Source organism: Actinophytocola sp. (genome assembly GCF_035942955.1).
GTDB lineage: Bacteria > Actinomycetota > Actinomycetes > Mycobacteriales > Pseudonocardiaceae > DASYTH01.
This window is the reverse complement of record NZ_DASZCQ010000267.1, coordinates 1-19905: the sequence shown is the minus strand read 5'-3', so window position 1 is coordinate 19905 and position 19905 is coordinate 1. Positions and strand designations below refer to the sequence as shown.

Sequence of the window (19905 nt, the reverse complement as noted above, 5' to 3'; positions counted from 1 at the left end):
GGCATCGCGGCGCCGGGGCCGGGCCCCGACCTGACCGGGCGCGGTCGGCAGGCCGGGAGGCCGAAGGCGTGTGGAGTTCTGGCTCCTGGCTTCTCTACGGAGAAGGCACACGGGTCCCGTGATCCCGGGACGGGAATCAGTCCGGAGACAGGGCCGGCAGTCCCGGCGACTGACCGCCGGCGTCGCTCGCCTCGGTGTGCCGGGACAGCGCCGCGGCCGGCGGTACCAGGCCGGGCTGTGCGGCGAGGACGCCGGGGCCGCCGCGGGCGGTGCCGGGGCCGTCATGCCCGGCGGACACGGTGCTGGTCGGCAGGGCGGGGGCGGCCGGCGCGGTGGGGGCCTTGCCCGGCGTGCGGTTCGGGTCGGACCGGTCCGCTCGGTCGATCGGCGCCTCGCCAATCTCGTCCCCGACGTCCTGGACGATCGGGCGCGGCCGGACGCTCGGCTCGGGCGCGGCCGGTTCTGGCCGTGGCGCGGCGACCGGCTCGGGTCGGGCGAGTGGGACGGGTGGCGCGGTCACGGGCGCGGCGGTCGGGACCGCCGGGGGGGCGACCCGCTCCACCGGGGTGGGGGCGGGCTCGGCAGTGTCCGGTGGCGGGTCGACCACGGGGGCGAGCGCCGAGTCGGCGGTGTCGAGCAGCGGCGCGGTGAGCTGGCCGGCGGTGCCGGTCGCCGTCTCGACCACACCGGTGACGAGGCCCAGCAGGCCGCTGCCGGTCGACGCGTGCTCGGCGGGCGCCGTCGGAGTCTCGTCTGCGGCGGCGGTGCCGGTGGCGAACAGGGCGACGAGCAGCCAACCGAGCGCCGCGAGGCCGGCGGTCACCAGGAGGGCGCGCAGCATGCGGATCACCCGCCCGCCGGCCACCCGCGCCGGCTCCGCGCCATTCGCCCCGACTGCCACTGCTCGGTGTTCTCCCTCGCCCGTCCGGTCCACCGACGGTGCTCACTATCCAGCACCGCGGCCCCGACATGCACCCTAGCCGCGGCTATTCCACCCGGACAGACGGTGGGTCGGCACCGTCCCGGAGGACGGCCGCCCGGCCCGATGACCCCGAGTGATGACATCCGAGCGGGTGATCCTGCGCATCCGGCCGAGCGGGTACGTCGATCCGGGGCGACGGTGTTCTTCGTGAGTACGGACCGCGGTCGGGCGCTTGTCGAATGGGCCGAGCTGTGGCGGCGGCGCGAGCCGGACCTGCTCGTGCACGATCCCGGCGGTCCGCGGGAGTGCCTGGTCCGCGCCGGGCAGCTCGTGGTGGCGGCCGACTCGGTGGGGCCGGCGATGCGCGCGCTGGACCGCTGGGTGGAGCGGGTCGAGCTGACCGAGGAGGCCAAGCTCGCCACCCTGCGCCTGCGCCCGTCCGCCGGGCGCCGGTGCGTCGAGCTCGCCCTGGACGCGGGCGGGCCGGCCGCAGCCAACCACGTCCACGTCGGCTGCCCCCTCCTGCTCGGCACGCCGATCCTGCACGGCACCGCGGCCGCACCGGGCCCGGCCGCCGAGCCGCCGCCGCCCCCGCTCGAGCACTGGTCCCCGCCGGTCACGGTGGCCGTGCTGGACACCGGCCTCGACCCGCACCCCTGGTTCGCCGGCCGCACCTGGCTGTCCGACTGGGACCTCCAGCCCGAGATCCTCGACGCCGACGGCGACCGGGAGTCCGACCGGCAGGCCGGCCACGGCACGTTCGTCGCCGGCATCGTGCTGCGGTACGCCCCCGGCGCCACCATCCGCCACCGTCGGGTCCTCACCTCACAGGGCCTCACCGACGACCGGACCCTGGCCGCCGCCCTGCGCGCCGTCCGCCACCAGGCCGCCCGCCGCGGCGAGCACCTCGACGTCGTCCTGCTCACCGCCGGCTGCCACACCGCGGACGACCGCTGCCCCCCGCTGCTCGCCCGGGAGATCTCCCGCTTCACCGACGCCGCCGTGGTCGCCGCCGCCGGCAACGGCGCCACCACCCGACCCTTCTGGCCCGCCGCGCTCCCGGAGGTCATGGCCGTCGCCGCCACGAACGGCCAGCCCGGCTCCCTCGCCCCCTTCTCCAACCGCGGCCCCTGGGTCGACGCCGCCGCCCCCGGCGTCGACATCGTCAGCTCCTTCGTCCGCTTCCACCCGCCAGAACGCGGCCAGGCCCACGATACCGAGACCCGCCGCTACGGCGCCGCCTCCTGGTCCGGCACCTCCTTCGCCGCCCCACGCCTCGCCGCCGTCATCGCCACCCTCCTCCACACCGGCCGCACCCTTCCCGAAGCCCACCAACAAACCCGCGACCGCTTCCCCCCGCCCTAGCCGGCACCGATACAGACGAAACCGAGGTGGCCGTGCTCGGCCTGGGCTCGGGCGAGCGCCTCGGCCGGGGCGGCGCCGGCGCGAAGGTGGCTGTGCAGGGCGGTGACCAGCTCGACGGCCGCGTCGTCGGGCACGGGCAGGGTGCTGGCGATCACGGCCCGGGTCCCGTGGCCAGGCAGCGCGGACAGTGCGCCCTCGCAGGCCGACAGCACGAGCACGCGCGGCGGCCTGGACAGCCCGGCCAGGTCGTAGGCGTGCAGCGGGCCGTCGGCCAGCTCCAGGTGGGAGAACGACGGCGCATCCCCGCGGAATCGGCCGTGCGCGGCGATGTGCACCAACTCGGCGCCATCCATTGTGGACAGTGCGGCGGCCACGGTGGCCCGCCGGCCGGTGAGCAGCGTGCCGCCCCACCGGCGATGCAGGGCGCGGACCTCGCGCACGGCGTGCCGGAGGTTGGGGCCGGCAACCCAGACCGGATTGTCCACTGTGGAATCGTGCTGGCTGGCGTGCAGCCAGGCCGGTACGGACGGCGCGACGGAGACCGGCCGTGCGGCACAGGTGGGCAGCGCCGCCCAGGGCAGCCCGTGCAGCTCGGTCGTCGGGACCACGACCAGCGCCCGATCTCCGATGACCGGGCGAAGCGGCGCCAGCAGGATGTCGTCGTGCCGTCGGGCCATGGTCGGGGCTTCGCCGTGGGCTACCGCGAATCGGAGGGTCTCGACGTCGACGCCGCCGCGGAGGCGGTGCAGCCGAGCTTGACCGTCCACAACAGACACGGCGAGCCACTGGTCGCCATGCCTGGCGTAGCACACCATTGCCTGGCTACCAAGGCGTTCGATCACACCGGTCGGTGGTACCCGGGCGATCCACCGAAGCACATCCCAGGCACGGCCGGAATCCAGGGCCGCGGGCACCGCGATGGCCGTGAACTCGTCGGCGAGGTCGGCAACGCCGATGCGGAGGCCGGCCCGGCAGGCGGCGAGCAGGGCCCGGCGGTCTCCGTCGAGCGCGGCCAGGCGCGCCCCGGCAAGCCAGCCGAGCGCCCGCAGCCGGGTGGGACCGCTCGATCGGTTGGCCTGGACCAGGTTCAGCGATGTGCGGTCGCCGGCGGCCAGGCGCAGCTCCGCGGCCTCGACCGCGAACCCGTGCCGCACGCAGCGGCGGGCGACGGCTTCGGCGCCGGGACCCCCGGTCAGGCGCAGCTCGACCGACTCGGCCGCGGCCAGCCAGCCCGGTCTGCGTTGCGCGCGGAACAAGTCGCGCGCCCGCCGGGCGGCGTCCAGCGCGATCTCGCGGCGGCCGGCCCGGGCCGCGCAGTGGGCCAGGGCAAGCGAAGCCTCCGCCAAGCGCATGCGCCGGCCCGTCCCGTCGAGCAGATCTGCCGCCTGGACAAGGACCTTGCCGGCCTCGGCGAGCAGTCCGGCGCCGAGCAACGCGTGTGCCCGGTCGATCAGCGCCTCGGCGCGGGCGCCGGTCCGCAGGCCGGCGCGCACCGCCTCGTCGAACAGCCGCAGCGCGCGGGGGTGGTCATCCGCTTGCAGCGCAACGCATCCCCGGTTGTGCACGCAGGTGGCCGCGCGTTCGGTCTGCCCCAGCTCCCGGTACAACGCCGACGCGGCGGCCAGATCGCGATCGGCGGCCGGGAGGCGGCCGAGATAGATGCGCACGACGCCGCGGCCGTTCAACGCGTTGGCCAGCCAGTGCCGGTCACCGTGCCGCCGGGACCCGGTGATCGCGATGGACAGCTGGCGATGGGCCTCGCGGTACTGGCCGGCGACGCAGTGCTGCAACCCGCGCAGGCAGCGCGCGCGGGCCAGCGGCGCACCGCGAAGGCGTGGTTGAGCCAGGTTCAGCAGTCTCCGGCTCTCCCGCGGGTTGCCGCGGTCCTGCTCGATCCAGGCCAGCACGAGCTGCAGCTCGGGTGACGCGGCCAGCGCCAGGCCCCGCCGGGCGGCCCGGCGGGCGAGGGTCGGCGCGCAGCGTTCCATGTGCGCGACCGCGGCCGCGTGCCAGGCCCGCGCCCTCGACTCGACGCCGGCGCGCCTCGATCTCAATACCTCGGCCGCCCACCGCAGCGTCGCGTCGGGATCGGCGACCCAGCCGCTCACGGCCCGAACCACGGGGTGGCAAAGGTCTCGCCGATGACGAGGCGCAGCGGGCCGCGCGGGAGGTCGTCCACCCGGAACAGACCGGCATCATCCGGTCGCACGCGGCGGACTCCGGTCGGCCACCGCACCTCGACGTCCAGGACCGGCGTGACCAGACCGATGACCCGGACCCGCCACGGCAGGCGGTGCAGCTCGAGCTGGACCCGGACGTCGTTGCCGGCAAAGCGGAACGACGGCGTGCCGGACCGGACGGGGACCGGAGCGTCGGTGATCCGCTCGAGCCATCGCCAATCCGGCGGCCCGGCCGCCACGGCGAAAGCGGCCCGCGCGCCGGCCACGACGTCGGCGGGCACCGGATGGCAGCGCCGCAGCAGCGCCCCCAACTCGCTCAGTAGAGCCAGATCCTGCGGGGAATGGGTCATCCGACCGTCTCCTCGCCGTAGCCCAGCACGGCCAACCGGCGGCGCAGCTCGTACAGGCACCGGCCGCGGGCCGGACCCACGCTGCCGGCCTTCATCCCCAGTGCCCGGCCGAGCTGCGCGTAGCTCAGGTCGGGGGCGTGCGCGAGCAACCCGAGCAGCCGCCGGCACCGGTCCGGCAGCTCGGCGAAGGCGCGCCACAGCAGGCGGTCCCGGGTGGACCGCAGCACGTGCGGCTCCGGCCAGCACTCGGCGTCCGGGTCCTCGAGGTCGTCCGGCCACCAGCTCGGCCGGGCCTCCAGGCGGCGCAAGTCGTGCACCCGCAACGCTTCCCGGCGCGCCGTGGTGGCCAGCCACGCGGCCAGCCGCTCCGGCTCGCGGATCCGGTCCAGCCGCTCGGCGAGCGCGAACCAGGTGTTCTGGCTGACATCCTTGGCGTCGGCGGGATCCAGCCGCTGAGCCATCGCCACGCGCCAGACCACCGGCCCGTAGCGCCGCACGATCTCGTTCCACGCCGCCTGGTCGCGGCCCCGGGCCAGCCGGAGCAGCTCACCCGGCGCAAGTTGATCATATGGTCTCGTCATGCAGCCTGGGACGACGCTGATCACACAGCGGAGCCGTTCGACCACGGAAATGAGTAGGACTACCTAGAGATGATCCGGGGGCCGCCACGGAGTCCTCGCCATATGTCCCGATCATTGCTTGACAATGAGGAGCCCGTCGAGATAAAGGCAGTCCAAATCTGAGCGCACAAACGCGGATGCACAGTCGGCGGGGCTGTCGACCATCGGCTCGCCCGCAAGATTGAATGATGTGTTCAAGAGTACTTCGAGGTTGGCAATTTCACCAAAGTCACGCAACAATTTGGCGAACGACCCCTGGTCGTGCGCAACTTTCTGAACCCGTGCTGAACCATCGTGATGAATGACCGCCGGCAATAGCTTGTGTGCATCAGAGGTTGCCGTGACGGCCACCGTCATCGTGTCCGACCCGGAGCCTGTGAAGTACTTGTCATAGCTGTCCGCGAGCACGCTGGGGGCAAATGGCATGAAATGCTCCCTGCCCTTGATGGAAAGCAGTTTCTTCTTCACGTCAACGGACCGCGGATCCGCCAAGATGCTTCGCGCGCCGAGTGCTCGGGGACCAAACTCGCTGCGACCTGCGAACCAACCAACCGTCTTTCCCGCTGCAATAAGCTTCGCAACCGTCTTTGTGATCTCGGGGTCTCCCTCGATGAAGTCGACTCGAATACGTGATGCCTCAATCCGGCGGACGCCGTCCTGGATATCCGTCGAGTTGTAGCGGCGACCGAGAAACGGACTGAACGATGAAGCAGGTGCTGGTCTCCGGCCTCCGCAACGCATCAAGGCGACATACGCCGCACCCAAGCATTGACCTGTGTCGCCCGCAGCCGGCTGAACGAATACGTCACTAAAGACACCCTCCTCAAGGAGTCGGCCGATCATGACGCAGTTGAGCGCCACTCCACCGGCCACGCACACTTTCCGTATGCCGGTCCTTTTGACGAGGTCGGAAAGCCGCCATCGGACTGCGGCATAGAGGCTGTCCTGCGCCAACCGGGCCAGATCCGCGTGAACCTGCTTGAACCCGCTCCTGGGCGTCCTCGGGGAGGGTGCGTTGATACCGCGCTCTGAGAGGAGTCGCTGAATCATTTCTATCGGGTGGGCGGGATCAGCGGCAATGGGCAAGGAAAGCCTGGCTTCGGTTCGATCGACCTCGAACAGAGTACGCCCCGGCCACCTTCTCTCGCCGAACGCGGCGAGCGCCATCGTATTTCCGGCCAGGGTCGACGATGGCCAGCCCAAGTAGTGCGTGAACGCGCGATAAAGCTCACCAAAACCAACTTCATATGGACGATCGAAGTCGCGCGCGATCTCCCAAAGCTCATCACCGCTGCCGATGTAGTATGTGGCTTGCTCCCGTCCTGCGCGCCACCAGTCTCTTGGAGCATCCTGCTCGAATGTGTTCCCCCCACCATCCAGCACAACGACAATCGCCTCATCGAAGCCAGACGGCCAATAAGCACTGTACGCATGTGCAAGGTGATGGCTGACCGTGTCGACTCGAAAGCCGAGTTCGGCCGCATATTCATCAAGTGAGTCTGGGGCCCGGACCGGCTCGCAGCACGACGTCAGTACGGCTAGTTCGATCTGGCATGGAGTTGTTCCAGCTATTTCGATGCAGTATTGCCGACTGCGTGTCCATCCGCCAGCGTGCTTCTTCCGCGAGAGCCGCTCCTCTGCAATTGCGGCGATTGGCCCACCCTCATCAAGTAAACACGCTCCGCCGTCGCGAAGCGGCCGACCCCACCGCGTCGTTCCGAGGTTCGCTCCCAGCCACACGATAGATTCTCCAATGCTGAACAATCCAGAGATCTAAGCAACTGACATGTTAGCGGTCCACTTGCCGGACAACTCGATACGCCTGATCGCTTGGCACATAGGTCCAGCTGTGTCCGATGACTGGAAGACCTGCGCCGATTTTGTCAACGCGGCGTACGTTGTCGAATATTATCGCTGTCATCTTCCGTTTGATCGCCCTGTATCTTCCGAACATGTCAGCATCCGACCAACTGGAATATTCACCATACCTCTCCCACAGGTCATCGGGTGAGCCACGGTCGACGTGCCTTACCCTGCCAAGTCCGATGAGCCGTGGATTCGTGGTGGATGTGGCAAAATCCACGAAGAAGATATATGGATGCAATCCTCGATCTGTGGCGCGTTCCAACAGGGTTCCATAAGAGCCGCTGTCGAAATAGGCGTTCTGTCGATTCGCGTCGAACCTGTCATAGAGGTCACGACGAATCTCCACGGCTATCGAAGCGCCATCCTCGGGCGGCGGCCAAAAACTCATGTCGAGAGTTGCCACCCCGGCTATCTCGCGCAGATCGTCGATCGATAGGTCGAACTGGGACTCTATTGAATCTGTGGTGCCAAATTGGATCCGAAGATGTGTTGGTCCGCCTCGATCGTGCTTGGTGTGCAGCGAGAGCTTCACCGGGAGCTGCGACGATCCCAACTGCGTGCCTACCAAGTCTGGGTTCAGCGCATCCATGCGGAGGAAGCACTCGCTGCTCGTGTCGTCCGAGTTCTGGACGGAGAGTCGGAGTCGTTCGGCGAGCCAGTTGAGCAAATGGCGACCATCGTACGGATCACCGGTGTATGTGGATGGGAGGTGGAGTGACAGCCCATAGATTCTCGTCGTATCAACAGAAATGACGCTCTCAACGGTGAAACCATGCTTCGCGAGAAGCGCCAGTGTCAGCCGATCGTCGGGAGCATAGCAGACGACGCGAGTGAATCCGTGTGTTCGGCAGAACCGCCTGAGCTCTTCAATCACGGCCGTCTCGAGATGCTCCCTATCGACGGTGTCCGACCGGCCGACGGGAGCTGGATACGTGGCGAGTGACAGCACGGACATCGCAATGGCCTTGTCTGGCACAGGAGAGGGCGTCTCGAGGCCGAACACGCAGAGCCCGTGGTAGCGATTTCGGTTGCTCGAGCGGAGGCTGAGCGCAACCTTGTTCCCACTGATGAGGCCTCGTCGCAAGGAGTCAATCTCGTGAGGAGTGAGTGGGCGCAGAATCGAATGTGTCGACAGGTGCCTCAGGGCCTCCAGATCGCTTACGGAAAGTTCGAAGAGCGACCAGGATAACAGCTCTGACCTATCGACCATTCGACTTCCCCTCGGTCTCCTCCAGGAACCGCAGGTATGGGAGTCTATCGGGATTCAACCGATACGCAACCCCACCATGCCTTTGCAGCCATCCCTCGGCCACGAGGAACTGTAGGAGAGCGGGATCGGTAGGACGAGCCTCGACCGCCTCATTCGTAGGTCTTGCCCCGGTCGATCGATAGGCGTCGGCATGATGCGCATATATGTCCAATAGTGCGTCACGCTCGTCCTCGGTCAGCTTCGCGTATTGGATGTCGAGCTCGCGGAATGGGTAGACGACCAGTCGCCGCAGCAGCGCATCGGACCTCTTGGCCGCCATCGCGGCATAGAACAGGGCGAGAACCGATACCACGGTGCCCACCGCGCCGATGACGAGCCCGGCTAGTTCCACTGAGCACATCCGGTCTGGTGATCATCGAGACTGATGAATCGCCCGCTGTCGTGGCCGTGGCTGCAAGCATTCACCGGACGGCGAGGTATCCGGTTCGCCATGAGGCCTCCGTGCGCGCGACCTGATCTCAGCGGAGCATACGGCAAGGGCTCGGGCACGTGGCGCACAACGATTCGCCATTGATCTACCCGAGGGTCATCACCCCTGGTAGGGCAATGACGATGACGGAGCCTAGAGCTTGTGCAGGCGTTCGATGGCCTCGTCGAGGACTTCGTCGCGTTTGCAGAAGGCGAAGCGGACGATGGGGCGCCAGGGGGTGGGGTTGTCGGTGAAGACCTGGACGGGGACGCCGGCGACGCCGATGCGTTCGGGGAGTTGGTAGCACAGCTCGGTGCCGTCGGTGAAGCCGAGGGGTCGGACGTCGGCGCAGATGAAGTAGGTGCCCAGGGTGGGGCGGACGGCGAAGCCGGCCTCGGTGAGCCCGGCGGCGAGCCGGTCGCGCTTGGCCGACAGGCTGTCGCGCAGCGCGGTGACCCAGGCGGACTCGTGGCGCAGGGCGTAGGCAACGGCGGGTTGGAACGGGGCGCCGCCGACGAACGTGATGAACTGCTTGGCGGCCCGGACGGCGGCGACGAGCGGGGCCGGGCCGCAGACCCAGCCGATCTTCCAGCCGGTGCAGTTGAACATCTTGCCGGCGCTGGAGATGGTCAGCGTGCGCTCGGCCATCCCGGGCAGGGTCCCCAACGGAATGTGCGGCACGCCGTCGTACACGAGGTCCTCGTACACCTCGTCGCAGATCGCGATCAGGTCGTGCTCGACGCACACCTCCGCGATCACCGCGAGCTCGTCGGCGGTGAGCACGGTTCCGGTCGGGTTGTGCGGCGAGTTCAGCAGCAGTGCCCGCGTGGCCGGCCCGACCGCGGCCCGCAGCGCGTCGACGTCCAGCGCGAACCGGCCCCCGGCGTCCTCGACCAGCGAGACCACCCGCCGGGTGCCGCCGGCCATGGCGACGGACGCGGCGTAGGAGTCGTAGTAGGGCTCGATCAGGATCACCTCGTCGCCGCGCGAGACGAGGGCGATCAGCGTGGCCGCGACGGCCTCGGTGGCGCCGACGGTGACCAGGATCTCGGTCTCCGGGTCGAACGACATCCCGAACCGGGCGCGGTGCTCGGCGATGGCCGCGCGCAGCTCGGGGCGGCCCTGGCCGGGCGGGTACTGGTTGATCCCGTTCGCGATCGCCCGCTGCGCCTCGGCGAGCATGCCCGGCGGGCCGTCGGTGTCCGGGAAACCCTGGCCGAGGTTGACCGCGCCGGTCCGGGTGGCCAGCGCCGTCATCTCCGCGAAGATCGTCGAGGTGAACGGCTGGAGGTGGGGTACGAGCGCGCTTCGGGGCACGTCACGAAATCTTCACGGACAATGGTGGCGTGCAGCAACTGATCGCGGGGCTGGCCCCGGGGCCCAACGAGGAGCAGAAGCGGCGTGGCCTGCGCAAGATGAAGCTGGTCGCGCTCGGGTTCCTGCTCGGAGCCACCGCGATCTTCATCGGCATGTCGCTGTGGCAGTCGGCCGGCGCCCCCGCGGTGGCCGGCTACATCAAGGCCGCGGCCGAGGCCGGCATGGTGGGCGCGCTTGCCGACTGGTTCGCGGTCACCGCGCTGTTCCGGTACCCGCTGGGCATCCGGATCCCGCACACCGCGATCATCCCGAACCGCAAGAGCCAGCTCGGCAACAGCCTCGGCGACTTCGTCGGCACGAACTTCCTGTCCGAGCAGGTGGTCCGCAACCGGCTGCGCGCCGTCGGCCTCTCCCGGCGGCTCGGCGCCTGGCTGGCCGAGCCGGCCAACGCCGAGCGGGTCACCGAGGAGCTGTCCACCGTGGTCCGCGGCGTGATGACCGTGCTGAAGGACGAGGACGTGCAGGCGGTCATGGAGCAGGCGATGGTCCGCCGGGTGGTGGCGATTCCGTGGGGCCCGCCGCTCGGCAAGCTGCTGGCCGGGGTGTTCACCGACCGCTCCCACCACAAGCTGGTGGACCTGCTGTGCGACCGGGCCTACGAGTGGGTCAAGGGCAACCGCACCACGGTGCTGCGGGTGGTCAGCGACCGGGCGCCGACCTGGTCGCCGAAGTTCGTCGACGCGATGGTGGCCGACAAGGTGCACAGCGAGGTGGAGTCCTTCGCCTGGATGGTCAAGACCGACGTCAACCACCCGATGCGGTTGGCCATCGACAAGTTCCTGCTGGAGTTCGCCGGCGACCTGCAGACCGACCCGGCGACCATGGAGAAGGCCGATCAGGTCAAGCACCAGGTGCTCGAGCACCCCGAGGTGCAGAACGTCATCGGCGCGACCTGGTCGACGGCCAAGCGGATGCTGCTCGACGCCGCCGAGGACCCGTCGAGCGAGCTGCGCCGGCGGGTGCGCAACGGGCTGATCTCGCTGGGCACGCGGCTGGCCGAGGACGTGACGCTGCGCGAGAAGGTGGACGGCTGGGTGGAGGGCGCCGCGGCCTACGTGGTGCTCAACTACCGCGACGAGATCACCACGTTGATCACCGACACGGTGGAGCGCTGGGACGCCGAGGAGACGTCCCGCAAGATCGAGCTCCAGGTGGGCCGCGACCTGCAGTTCATCCGGATCAACGGCACCGTCGTCGGCGCCATGGCGGGCCTGCTGATCTACACCGTCGCACAGCTGATCATCAGCTAGAACAGAGTCGGCAGGGGGTGTGATGTCTGCCCAGCAGCTTGTGAGCATCGCCCCCTGGGTCGCCCAGGTCATCAGCCTGATGCTCATTTTGGGTTACAAGCTTCTGGCGCTCAGGCTGGTGCGGTCCAGCAAGACCGACGTCTTCTACCGCGACCGCTGGACGGGTCTCCTGGTTCAGCGTGGCCATGCCGATATCCAGGTCAAGCCGCGAACTCGACGGGCGCTCGAGCTCCTGGCGACCTCTTCTACAAACTCAGTGTATAGACGATAGGTATACACCTGTTGTAGTCTCTCCGGCATGTCGATCGGGCACACGCTGCTGGGCCTGCTGGAGAGCGGGCCGCGGCACGGCTACGACCTCAAGCGCGCCTACGACGAGCGCTTCGGGCAGGACCGGCCGCTGCACTACGGGCAGGTGTACGCCACGCTGTCCCGGCTGCTGCGCAACGGCCTCGTCGAGGAGAACGGGATCGAGCCGGGCGGCGGGCCGGACCGCAAGCGCTATGCGATCACCGACGCCGGCGTGACCGACGTGGCGAACTGGCTGACCACACCGGAGAAGCCCGAGCTGTACCTGCAGAGCACGCTCTACACCAAGGTCGTGCTGGCCCTGTTGACCGGGCGCAGCGCCGCCGACGTGCTCGACACCCAGCGCGCCGAGCACCTGCAGGCCATGCGCACGTTCACCGCCCGCAAGCGCAACGGCGACCTGGCCAACCAGCTCGTCTGCGACCACGCCCTGTTCCACCTGGAGGCCGACCTGCGCTGGCTCGAGCTCACCGCGGCCCGGCTGGACGATCTCGGCAGGCAGGTCGTGAGCGGGCCGGCGGGGTCTGGACCGAGGAGCAGCGCAGGGAGCGAGCGCCAGCGAGCGACCGAGCAGCGCACGAGGGAAGACACCGCGCCAGAGGCCCGCTCACAGCGAGCGGAGCGAGCCAATTGGACACAGTCATGACCGATCCCCTGCTGCGCGGCACGGATCTGCGCAAGTCGTTCGGCCCGACGGTGGCGCTGACCGGCGCCGGGCTGGCGCTGTGGCCCGGCGAGGTGGTCGCGGTGATGGGGCCGTCCGGCTCGGGCAAGTCCACGCTGCTGCACTGCCTTGCCGGCATCGTCCAGCCCGACGCGGGCACCGTGGTCTACCGCGGCGAGGTGCTGTCGTCCATGCCGGACGGACCGCGCAGTGCCTTGCGCCGCAGCGAGTTCGGCTTCGTGTTCCAGTTCGGACAGTTGGTGCCGGAGTTGACCTGCCTGGAGAACGTGGCGCTGCCGCTGCGGCTTTCCGGTCAGCGGCGCCGCCCGGCCGAGCGGCTGGCCCGGGACTGGTTGGCGCGCCTCGAGGTCGACGATGCCGCCGACAAGCGGCCCGGCGACGTGTCCGGCGGGCAGGGCCAGCGGGTGGCCGTGGCCAGGGCGCTGGTCGCGTCGCCGAAGGTGATCTTCGCCGACGAGCCGACCGGCGCGCTCGACTCGTTCAACGGCGAGCGGGTGATGACCCTGCTGGTGGACGCGGCCAAGCGGACCAACGCGGCGGTGCTGCTGGTGACCCACGAGCCGCGGGTGGCGGCCTACTCCGACCGCGAGGTGATCGTGCGGGATGGCAAGTCCCGGCAGCTCGACCTGGAAGAGGCGGGGCTGACGGGGTGACGGCCAACCAGGGGGACGGTGTGTCGCATCGGGGTCGGCACACCCGGCTCGCCCGGTGGGCGGGCGACCTGCGCTTGGGGGTCCGGCTGGCCATCGGGGGTGGCCGGACCTCCAAGACAGGGGTGGCGCGGCTGGTGCTCGGCACGATCGGCATCGGAATCGCGGTCGCGGTGCTGCTCGTCGGCGCCTCGGCCGGGCCGATGTTCAACGCCCGCAGCGACCGTGCCCGGGCCGTGCAGATGGATCCCACGCCGGTGCCCGGCGTGGACCCGCTGTACATCCGGCACGGCGTCACGGATTTCCGGGACCGCACCGTCATCGGCACGTACCTGCGGGTGTCCGGTCCCCGCGCCCCGATCCCGCCCGGCGTCGAGCGGCTCCCGGCCGACGGCGAGATCGTGCTGTCACCGGCGCTGGCCGAGCTGCTCGCCGGCCCGGACGGCGGCCTGCTGCGGCCCCGGTTCCCGCAGCGGATCATCGGCACGATCGGCCAGCCGGGCGTGGTCGACGCCGATTCGCTGACGTTCTACGCGGGGGACGACTCGATCGACGCGGACAACGCGGGGCAGCCGGTGTACGCGTTCGGCACCACCGCACCCGACCGGATGCCGGCGAACCTGGTCGTGCTCATCGCGATCGGCACCGTCGTGCTGCTGGTGCCGGTGTTCGTGTTCGTCGGGACCAGCGCCCGGATCGCGGGCGCCGAGCGGGACCGCCGGCTGGCCGCGTTGCGGTTGGTGGGCGCGGACTCCCGGCAGGCTCGGCGGGTCGCGGTGGCCGAGTCGCTGGTCAGCGCGGTGACCGGGCTGGCCCTCGGGATCGGCCTGTTCCTGCTGTTTCGCACCGTGGTGGGCAAGGTCGCGGTGCTCGGGGTGCGGCCGTACCCCAGCGACGTCGCCCCGGCCTGGCCGCTGGTGGTGCTGATCGTGCTCTCGGTGCCGGGGCTCGCGGTGCTCACCGCGCAGCTCGCGCTGCGCAGGACGATCATCGAGCCGCTCGGGGTGGTGCGCAGGGGCCGGCCGGTGCGGCGCCGGCTGTGGTGGCGGCTGGTGCCGCTGGTCCTCGGCCCGGTCCTGCTGGCCAGCCAGTTCGATGTGTCCAGTATGGAGGACACCTGGCTGCCGTCGGTGATCGCCGGATCTGCGTTGCTGCTGCTGGGGATTCCCGCGATCCTGCCGTGGTTGCTGGAACGGGCGGTGGCGCGGGTGCGGGGCGGCCGGCCGGCCGCGCAGCTGGCGATCCGCCGGCTGCAGATCGACAGCGGGACGCCGGCCAGGGTGGTGGGCGGCGTCGCGGTCGTGCTCGCCGGCGCGATCGCCTTGCAGGCGGTGCTCGCCGGGCAGGAGGAGAAGTACGGCTCGCCGGTCGTGCCGCAGGTCATGGACCTGCCGGCGATCATGGTGTACGTCGAGGGCGACGAGACCGACGCGGTCGGCGAGAGCCTGCGCGCGACCCCAGGGATCCAGTCGGTGATCGTGACGCGGCAGGCGGGCATCATGACCGGCAACCGCGAGTACCTCCCGATGTCTATTGTGGACTGTGCGACGTTGCTGCGGTACACGGACGTGGGCCGGTGTGTCGATGGCGACGCGTTCCGCTTCGCGGGCGCTCTGCCGGAGCTTTCCGCCGGGCAGGCCGTGAGCTTCGTTGCCACCACCCGCAACGGCTACGCGGCGGTCAGCAGGTGGACCGTCCCGGACGGGATCAGGACACTTCGCGACACCAGCGGGCTCTACCTCACCGGCGGGCTGGTGGTCACCCCGGGCGCGGTGCGCGGCGTGACCATCCCTGCCTCCGGGGCCTACCTCGGCGTGCGGACCGAGCCCGGCCGGCCCGATATGATCGAGCACGTCCGCAACGCCATCGCGGCATACGGCTGGCGCGCGTCGGTCCAGTCGTACGTCCAGAGCTTCCGGCCGCCGGTCGTCGAGCTGTTCCTGACCATCCGAAATGGACTGCTCGGCGGCGCGCTGTTCACCCTGCTGCTGGCCGGGGTGAGCATGCTGGTGCTGGCGCTGGAGCAGGTCCGCGAGCGCCGCCGGCCACTGGCCGCGCTGGCCGCGACCGGCGTGCCGACCGGCACCCTGGCCCGATCGTTGTTGTGGCAGAACGCGGTTCCGGTGCTGCTCGCCGTGCTGGTGGCCGTGGTGACCGGGATCAGCCTGGCCGCGCTGGTGTTCGAGCTGCTCGGCGAGTCGTTCCGGATGGACTGGTCGACCGTCGCGCTGTTCTCCGGCGTCGCATCGTTGCTCGTGCTCGCGGTCACCGTGCTGACCCTGCCCACGCTGCGCAGTGCGACCAGGCTGGCCGCACTGCGCACCGAGTGACTACGTGACGTCGCGGCGCACCGCCAGCCAGCTGCCAAGGATCGCGAACACCAGGCCGTAGGCCACCAGCAGCAGTCCGCCCTGATACTGCTGCAACAGGTTCACGTTCGGCTGGAAGGCTCCGGTCAGCGCGTTGTTCGCGCCGCCGGGGAACCACTTGTAATAGTCCCGGACCACCGGGACCGCCGAGATGATCGGTTCCACCACGAGGAGGAACACCAGCGCCCCGACCACGGCGGCGATCTGGTTGCGAAGGAGCGCGCCGAGGCCCACCCCGAGCAGGGAGTACACCGCGACGCTGGCCACGACGCCGAGCAGCACGCCGGGGATTCCGTCGGATCCCAACGACACGTCGATGTTCTTGGCCGACAGCCAGGGCAGCGCGATGGCGATCGCCACCAGGATGGTGGCCACGCCGTAGGCGATGCCGGCCAGCGCGTAGGTGATCAGCTTGGCGATCACCACGCGGCCGCGGTGCGGGGTGGCCAGGAACGTGGGTGTGATGGTCTGGTGCCGGAACTCTCCGGTGACCGCGACGATGCCGAGGATCAGCGACCAGACGTTCGCCGCTGCCGCGGCACTGAACAGGTTCTTCAGACCGGTCGATGAGCTCAGCGGCGGCGCCCCTCCCTGAGCGGTCGCCTGATCGGAGAAGCCGATGGTCAGGCTCACGAACAGGGCGGTCAACGCGACGGCGCCGAGCAGCATCCACAGCCACAGCTTGGTGCTGAACAGCTTGCCGAACTCGGCCTGGATCAACCGGATCACTTGTCGCCTCCCTCGGCAGCACCGAAATGTTCGACCGCGCCGCCGTTACCAGTCAGCGAAAAGAAGATCTCCTCCAGCCTGCTTCTCTCGGTCCTGAGCTCGTGCAGCTCGATTCGATCAAAGAAGGCCTTGGAGCCCACCTCGGCAGCGGTCATGCCAGTGATACGCACGGCTCCGTCGTCCAGCTTCTCCAGCTTCTCGACCTTTGGCTCGCCCGACAGCGAGAACTCCAACCGGCTGACGTCCGGGGTACGTACCAGTACCGCGTGCCCGTGGCTGTCGGCCAACGTGTCCATGCGATCCTGGCGAATCAGCGTGCCATTGTTGATGATCACGACGTGGTCCACGGTCTGCTCGACCTCGCTGAGCACGTGGCTGGACACCAGGATCGTCCGGCCGCCGCTGGCCAGGTGCTTCAGGAACTGTCGCAACCAGACGATGCCCTCCGGGTCCAGGCCGTTGGCCGGCTCGTCGAGCACCAGCACCTTCGGGTCGCCGAGCAGCGCGGCGGCCAGCCCCAGCCGCTGCCGCATGCCCATCGAGAAACCCTTCACCTTGCGGTTTGCGGCACTGGTCAGGCCCACCAGGTCCAGCACCTCGTCCGCGCGCTTCTTCGGAATGCCGCTGGCCGTGCAGTACACCCGCAGGTGGTTGCGCGCGGTGCGGGCCGGGTGGAAGCTCGACGCCTCCAGCAGGGCGCCGACGGTCTTGGTCGGGTTGTGCAGCTGCGCGTACGGCTTGCCCCCAATGGTCGCGCCGCCCGCGGTCGGCGTGACCAGGCCGAGCACGCAGCGCAATGTCGTCGTCTTGCCGGCGCCGTTCGGGCCGAGGAAGCCGGTGACCCAGCCCGGCTCCACCGTGAAGCTGAGGTTGTCCACCGCCTTCACCGGTCCGAACGTCTTGGTCAGGCCGGACACCACGATCCGGCCGGACTCGTCCTCCACGAGGTCCTCCCTTCCCTGGGTTGACTGGACCATCCAACACCCAGGGCAGGCAAAGATCTGTACACCTCGCGGTTGATTCGTCTCATTCGTTGGGCTGATGTTGCGACTTCGTTGGGCGCTGACCGTCACACGTCGAGGCGCCAGGCGATAGCGGAGTGCCAGGCCGCGCAGACGTTCACGTCCAGGACGAACGCCGCGCTGCGCCCGCACTGCCCATCGGCGGCGCCGGGGTCGACCGGCTGGCCGTGCCCCATGTTGGTGATCGTGTAGGTCTCGACGACCGGGCGGCCGGCGGCGTCGGAGTAGACGGCGTGCGGGTAGCCGGCGACGGTGTCCGTGCGCGACGGCGTGCCGGGGATGCCGTGCACATCGGTCCACTGCTCGACCAGCTCGCGCTGGTTGGCCTGGACCACGGTGAAGTCGGCGGTGCCGTGCCAGATGCTGACCGCCGGCCACGGCCCGGTGTGCGTGGTGGCCGCGCGGACCAGCCCGCCCCACTGCGCGGCGGTGCGGTCGCGGCCCGGGTTCATACAGGTGAACGCCTCGATCATGGTGGTGGCGCACCGGTACGGCAGGCCGGCGACGATTCCCCCGGCGCTGAACATGTCCGGGTAGGTGGCCAGCAGCACCGCCGTCATCGCCCCGCCCGCCGACAGCCCGGTCACCGCCACCCGGGTGCGATCCGCCGCGGTGTCGGCCAGCGTCCTGCGCACCATCTGGGCGATCGACTCGGCCTCACCCTGGCCCCGGCCGGTGTCCCCGGTCTGGAACCAGTTGAAGCACCTGCTGGCGTTGTTGACGGTCTGCTGCTCGGGAAGCACCAGCCCGAACCGCCACCGGTCGGCCAGCCGCACCCAGCCCGCGTCGGTCCCGTAGCCGGCGGCCGTCTGCGTGCAACCGTGCAGGGCGACCACGACCGGCCGCCCGGCGGGCAGCCCGTCCGGCAGGTAGCGGAACATCCTGAGGTTGCCCGGATTCGTGCCGAAACCGGTCACCTCACCGATCGTCGCGGCGCTGGCGGGCGAGACCGCGGTGAGCAGTCCGGCGAGCAGGGCGATCGTCACGAGCAGCTTGGACATGAGCGCACCTCGTCGTGCTATCCGGCTGCCGGTCACGGTAGAACCCTGGCCCGCAGGTGATGAGGTGGCGGGGCACCACACTTGGCGGCCGGATTACGTGTGCCGGCCACATGTCGCGGCCGCGCTGAGGGTTCTACGGTCTGGCGCATGCTTGCCCGAATCGTGCTGGCCGTCGCTCTGCTCGCGCCTTCGCCGGTGTCAGATGTCCATAGTGGACACTGTGCCCGGCTGGATCGGCTGCACGTGCCGGGCGCCGCGGTCCAGCGGGCCGCCTGCCTTGCCGAGCTGACCACCGCCGGCACCGTCGCATCCGGACACACCGTGCCGGCCGACTGGGCCGGGCTCACCCACGCCGCGCTGCCGCAACCCGTTGGCGTGCCGGGAATCCAGCTCGACGGCTACTTCCCGGACTCCTCGACGACCAACACCAACCACGGCTGGAACCACGACGCCCAGTTCGTGCTGCGCCTGCCGGACAACTGGAACGGCGGCCTGGTCGTCACCGGCTCACCCGGCGTCCGCCGCCAGTACGCCAACGACCGCGCCATCGCCGACTGGGTGCTGGCCCGCGGCTACGCCTTCGCCGCCACCGACAAGGGCAACACCGGCACCGCGTTCCACACCGACGGCGCCCGCCCCGGCGACGCCATCCTCGAATGGCACGCCCGCGTCACCCAGCTCGCGCTCGCCGCCCGATCCGTTGTGGCCCAACGCTACGGCCGTCCCCCCGCCCGGATGCTGGCGGCCGGCATCTCCAACGGCGGCTACCTCGTCCGCTGGCAACTCGAGCGCAACCCCTGGCTGTTCGACGGCGGCGTCGACGCCGAGGGCACCCTCTGGACCCCCGACGGCCCCAACCTCTTCACGTTCCTCCCACCCGCCATCCGCGCCTATCGGGCCGGCGACCCCGCCGGCATTCTCGCCGCCGGCTTCGCCCCCGGCTCAGACTTCCTCTGGGACTACCACTTCACTGTCTACTGGGAACTCACCCAACGCATCTACCGCCTCGAGCTCGACCCGTCCTACTCCGGCGCCGACACCGACTACGACTACTTCGCACGTCCGCGTGCCGTCCGGGACGCCGTCCGCCGAATCTCCCTCACCGGCCGCATCACCCGCCCCATGATCACCCTGCACGGAACCCTCGACTCCCTGCTCCCCATCACCCAGTCCGCCGACCCCTACCGCGTCATGATCAACTCCGCGGGCCGCGCCCACCTGCACCGCTACTACCGCGTCCAAGCCGCCAACCACATCGACGCCCTCGTCGACGCATACCCGGACGACCTCCGCCCCCTCACCCCCTGCCTCCACTCCGCCCTCACCGCGTTGGAACGCTGGCTACACGGATCCCCACCCCTGTCAACCCCACCCCCCGCCTGCTGACCCACTTGTCCACACCCACCCCACCTGTCCACACCCACCCCCCAAGTTGATCTCCACCCCGGTCTTCACCGGTAGACTGGCCGTGGGGTCGCCCCCCGTGGAGCGGTGGGGGCTGGGTAGGGGTGGGACGCGGAGATCAACTGCG

Annotated in this window: 17 protein-coding genes and 1 pseudogene; 7 read left to right on the top strand and 11 right to left on the bottom strand. The window is 69.9% G+C overall.

Annotated features, from left to right (window positions below):
• Positions 1-136 precede the first annotated feature (136 nt).
• The gene (locus VGX25_RS27070; RefSeq protein WP_326920729.1) at positions 137-901 is read right to left on the bottom strand and encodes a hypothetical protein; all 765 of its coding nucleotides are present in this window, start codon (positions 899-901) and stop codon (positions 137-139) included.
• 228 nt (positions 902-1129) lie between these two features.
• On the opposite strand from VGX25_RS27070, the gene VGX25_RS27065 reads away from it, so the two are divergent.
• The gene (locus tag VGX25_RS27065) at positions 1130-2287 is read left to right on the top strand and encodes a S8/S53 family peptidase (protein WP_326920728.1); all 1158 of its coding nucleotides are present in this window, start codon (positions 1130-1132) and stop codon (positions 2285-2287) included.
• Here the strand turns inward: VGX25_RS27065 and VGX25_RS27060 are convergent.
• The 7 genes from VGX25_RS27060 to VGX25_RS27030 form a co-directional block, all read right to left on the bottom strand.
• On the bottom strand, positions 2284-4395 hold the full coding sequence (locus VGX25_RS27060) for a CHAT domain-containing protein (RefSeq protein WP_326920727.1): 2112 nt from the start codon (positions 4393-4395) through the stop codon (positions 2284-2286). The genes VGX25_RS27065 and VGX25_RS27060 overlap by 4 nt on opposite strands.
• Entirely contained in the window at positions 4392-4817 is a 426-nt protein-coding gene (locus VGX25_RS27055; protein ID WP_326920726.1) for a hypothetical protein, read from the bottom strand. Before VGX25_RS27055 ends, VGX25_RS27060 begins: the two co-directional genes overlap by 4 nt.
• Positions 4814-5398 carry a sigma-70 family RNA polymerase sigma factor gene (locus VGX25_RS27050; protein ID WP_326920725.1) on the bottom strand — a complete coding sequence of 195 codons (585 nt, stop codon included), beginning with the start codon at positions 5396-5398 and terminating at the stop codon, positions 4814-4816. Before VGX25_RS27050 ends, VGX25_RS27055 begins: the two co-directional genes overlap by 4 nt.
• A gap of 111 nt (positions 5399-5509) precedes the next feature.
• Entirely contained in the window at positions 5510-7177 is a 1668-nt protein-coding gene (locus VGX25_RS27045; RefSeq protein WP_326920724.1) for a carbamoyltransferase C-terminal domain-containing protein, read from the bottom strand.
• Between the two features lie 49 nt (positions 7178-7226).
• On the bottom strand, positions 7227-8306 hold the full coding sequence (locus VGX25_RS27040) for a hypothetical protein (protein ID WP_326920723.1): 1080 nt from the start codon (positions 8304-8306) through the stop codon (positions 7227-7229).
• Positions 8307-8502: 196 nt separating this feature from the next.
• Positions 8503-8904, bottom strand: a complete 402-nt coding sequence (locus VGX25_RS27035) for a hypothetical protein (RefSeq protein ID WP_326920722.1) — start codon at positions 8902-8904, stop codon at positions 8503-8505.
• Between the two features lie 231 nt (positions 8905-9135).
• Complete coding sequence (locus VGX25_RS27030) at positions 9136-10299, bottom strand: pyridoxal phosphate-dependent aminotransferase (RefSeq protein WP_326920721.1); 1164 nt, start codon at positions 10297-10299, stop codon at positions 9136-9138.
• A 98-nt stretch (positions 10300-10397) separates the two neighbouring features.
• Between VGX25_RS27030 and VGX25_RS27025 the strand changes: the two genes are divergently transcribed.
• The 5 genes and pseudogenes from VGX25_RS27025 to VGX25_RS27005 all read left to right on the top strand — a co-directional run bounded on the left by VGX25_RS27025 (position 10398) and on the right by VGX25_RS27005 (position 15583).
• The gene (locus tag VGX25_RS27025) at positions 10398-11609 is read left to right on the top strand and encodes a DUF445 domain-containing protein (RefSeq protein ID WP_326920730.1); all 1212 of its coding nucleotides are present in this window, start codon (positions 10398-10400) and stop codon (positions 11607-11609) included.
• A gap of 22 nt (positions 11610-11631) precedes the next feature.
• Positions 11632-11880 (top strand): hypothetical protein, encoded by a 249-nt coding sequence (locus VGX25_RS27020; protein ID WP_326920720.1) that lies wholly within the window; start codon positions 11632-11634, stop codon positions 11878-11880.
• Between the two features lie 27 nt (positions 11881-11907).
• Positions 11908-12423, top strand: a pseudogene (locus tag VGX25_RS27015) (PadR family transcriptional regulator); the annotation flags it as partial.
• Between the two features lie 137 nt (positions 12424-12560).
• Positions 12561-13256, top strand: coding sequence for an ABC transporter ATP-binding protein (locus VGX25_RS27010; RefSeq protein WP_326920719.1), 696 nt, complete (start codon positions 12561-12563; stop codon positions 13254-13256).
• A 20-nt stretch (positions 13257-13276) separates the two neighbouring features.
• Positions 13277-15583, top strand: a complete 2307-nt coding sequence (locus VGX25_RS27005; RefSeq protein ID WP_326920718.1) for an FtsX-like permease family protein — start codon at positions 13277-13279, stop codon at positions 15581-15583.
• Here the strand turns inward: VGX25_RS27005 and VGX25_RS27000 are convergent, their stop codons facing one another.
• From VGX25_RS27000 to VGX25_RS26990, 3 genes are all read right to left on the bottom strand, one after another.
• Positions 15584-16351 (bottom strand): hypothetical protein, encoded by a 768-nt coding sequence (locus VGX25_RS27000; protein WP_326920717.1) that lies wholly within the window; start codon positions 16349-16351, stop codon positions 15584-15586.
• Positions 16348-17238, bottom strand: a complete 891-nt coding sequence (locus VGX25_RS26995) for an ATP-binding cassette domain-containing protein (RefSeq protein WP_326920716.1) — start codon at positions 17236-17238, stop codon at positions 16348-16350. Before VGX25_RS26995 ends, VGX25_RS27000 begins: the two co-directional genes overlap by 4 nt.
• Positions 17239-17420: 182 nt before the next feature.
• The gene (locus tag VGX25_RS26990; protein WP_326920715.1) at positions 17421-18374 is read right to left on the bottom strand and encodes a PHB depolymerase family esterase; all 954 of its coding nucleotides are present in this window, start codon (positions 18372-18374) and stop codon (positions 17421-17423) included.
• A 147-nt stretch (positions 18375-18521) separates the two neighbouring features.
• Here VGX25_RS26990 and VGX25_RS26985 point away from each other — a divergent pair, with 147 nt between their 5' ends.
• Complete coding sequence (locus VGX25_RS26985) at positions 18522-19760, top strand: tannase/feruloyl esterase family alpha/beta hydrolase (protein WP_326920714.1); 1239 nt, start codon at positions 18522-18524, stop codon at positions 19758-19760.
• The last annotated feature ends 145 nt before the right edge of the window (positions 19761-19905 follow it).

Coding starts and splice junctions, on each gene's coding strand:
- VGX25_RS27010 (WP_326920719.1), top strand. CDS start 12,561: ATGACCGATCCCCTGCTGCGCGGCACGGATCTGCGCAAGTCGTTCGGC.
- VGX25_RS26985 (WP_326920714.1), top strand. CDS start 18,522: ATGCTTGCCCGAATCGTGCTGGCCGTCGCTCTGCTCGCGCCTTCGCCG.
- VGX25_RS27025 (WP_326920730.1), top strand. CDS start 10,398: ATGAAGCTGGTCGCGCTCGGGTTCCTGCTCGGAGCCACCGCGATCTTC.
- VGX25_RS27020 (WP_326920720.1), top strand. CDS start 11,632: ATGTCTGCCCAGCAGCTTGTGAGCATCGCCCCCTGGGTCGCCCAGGTC.
- VGX25_RS26990 (WP_326920715.1), bottom strand. CDS start 18,374: ATGTCCAAGCTGCTCGTGACGATCGCCCTGCTCGCCGGACTGCTCACC.
- VGX25_RS27050 (WP_326920725.1), bottom strand. CDS start 5,398: ATGACGAGACCATATGATCAACTTGCGCCGGGTGAGCTGCTCCGGCTG.
- VGX25_RS27055 (WP_326920726.1), bottom strand. CDS start 4,817: ATGACCCATTCCCCGCAGGATCTGGCTCTACTGAGCGAGTTGGGGGCG.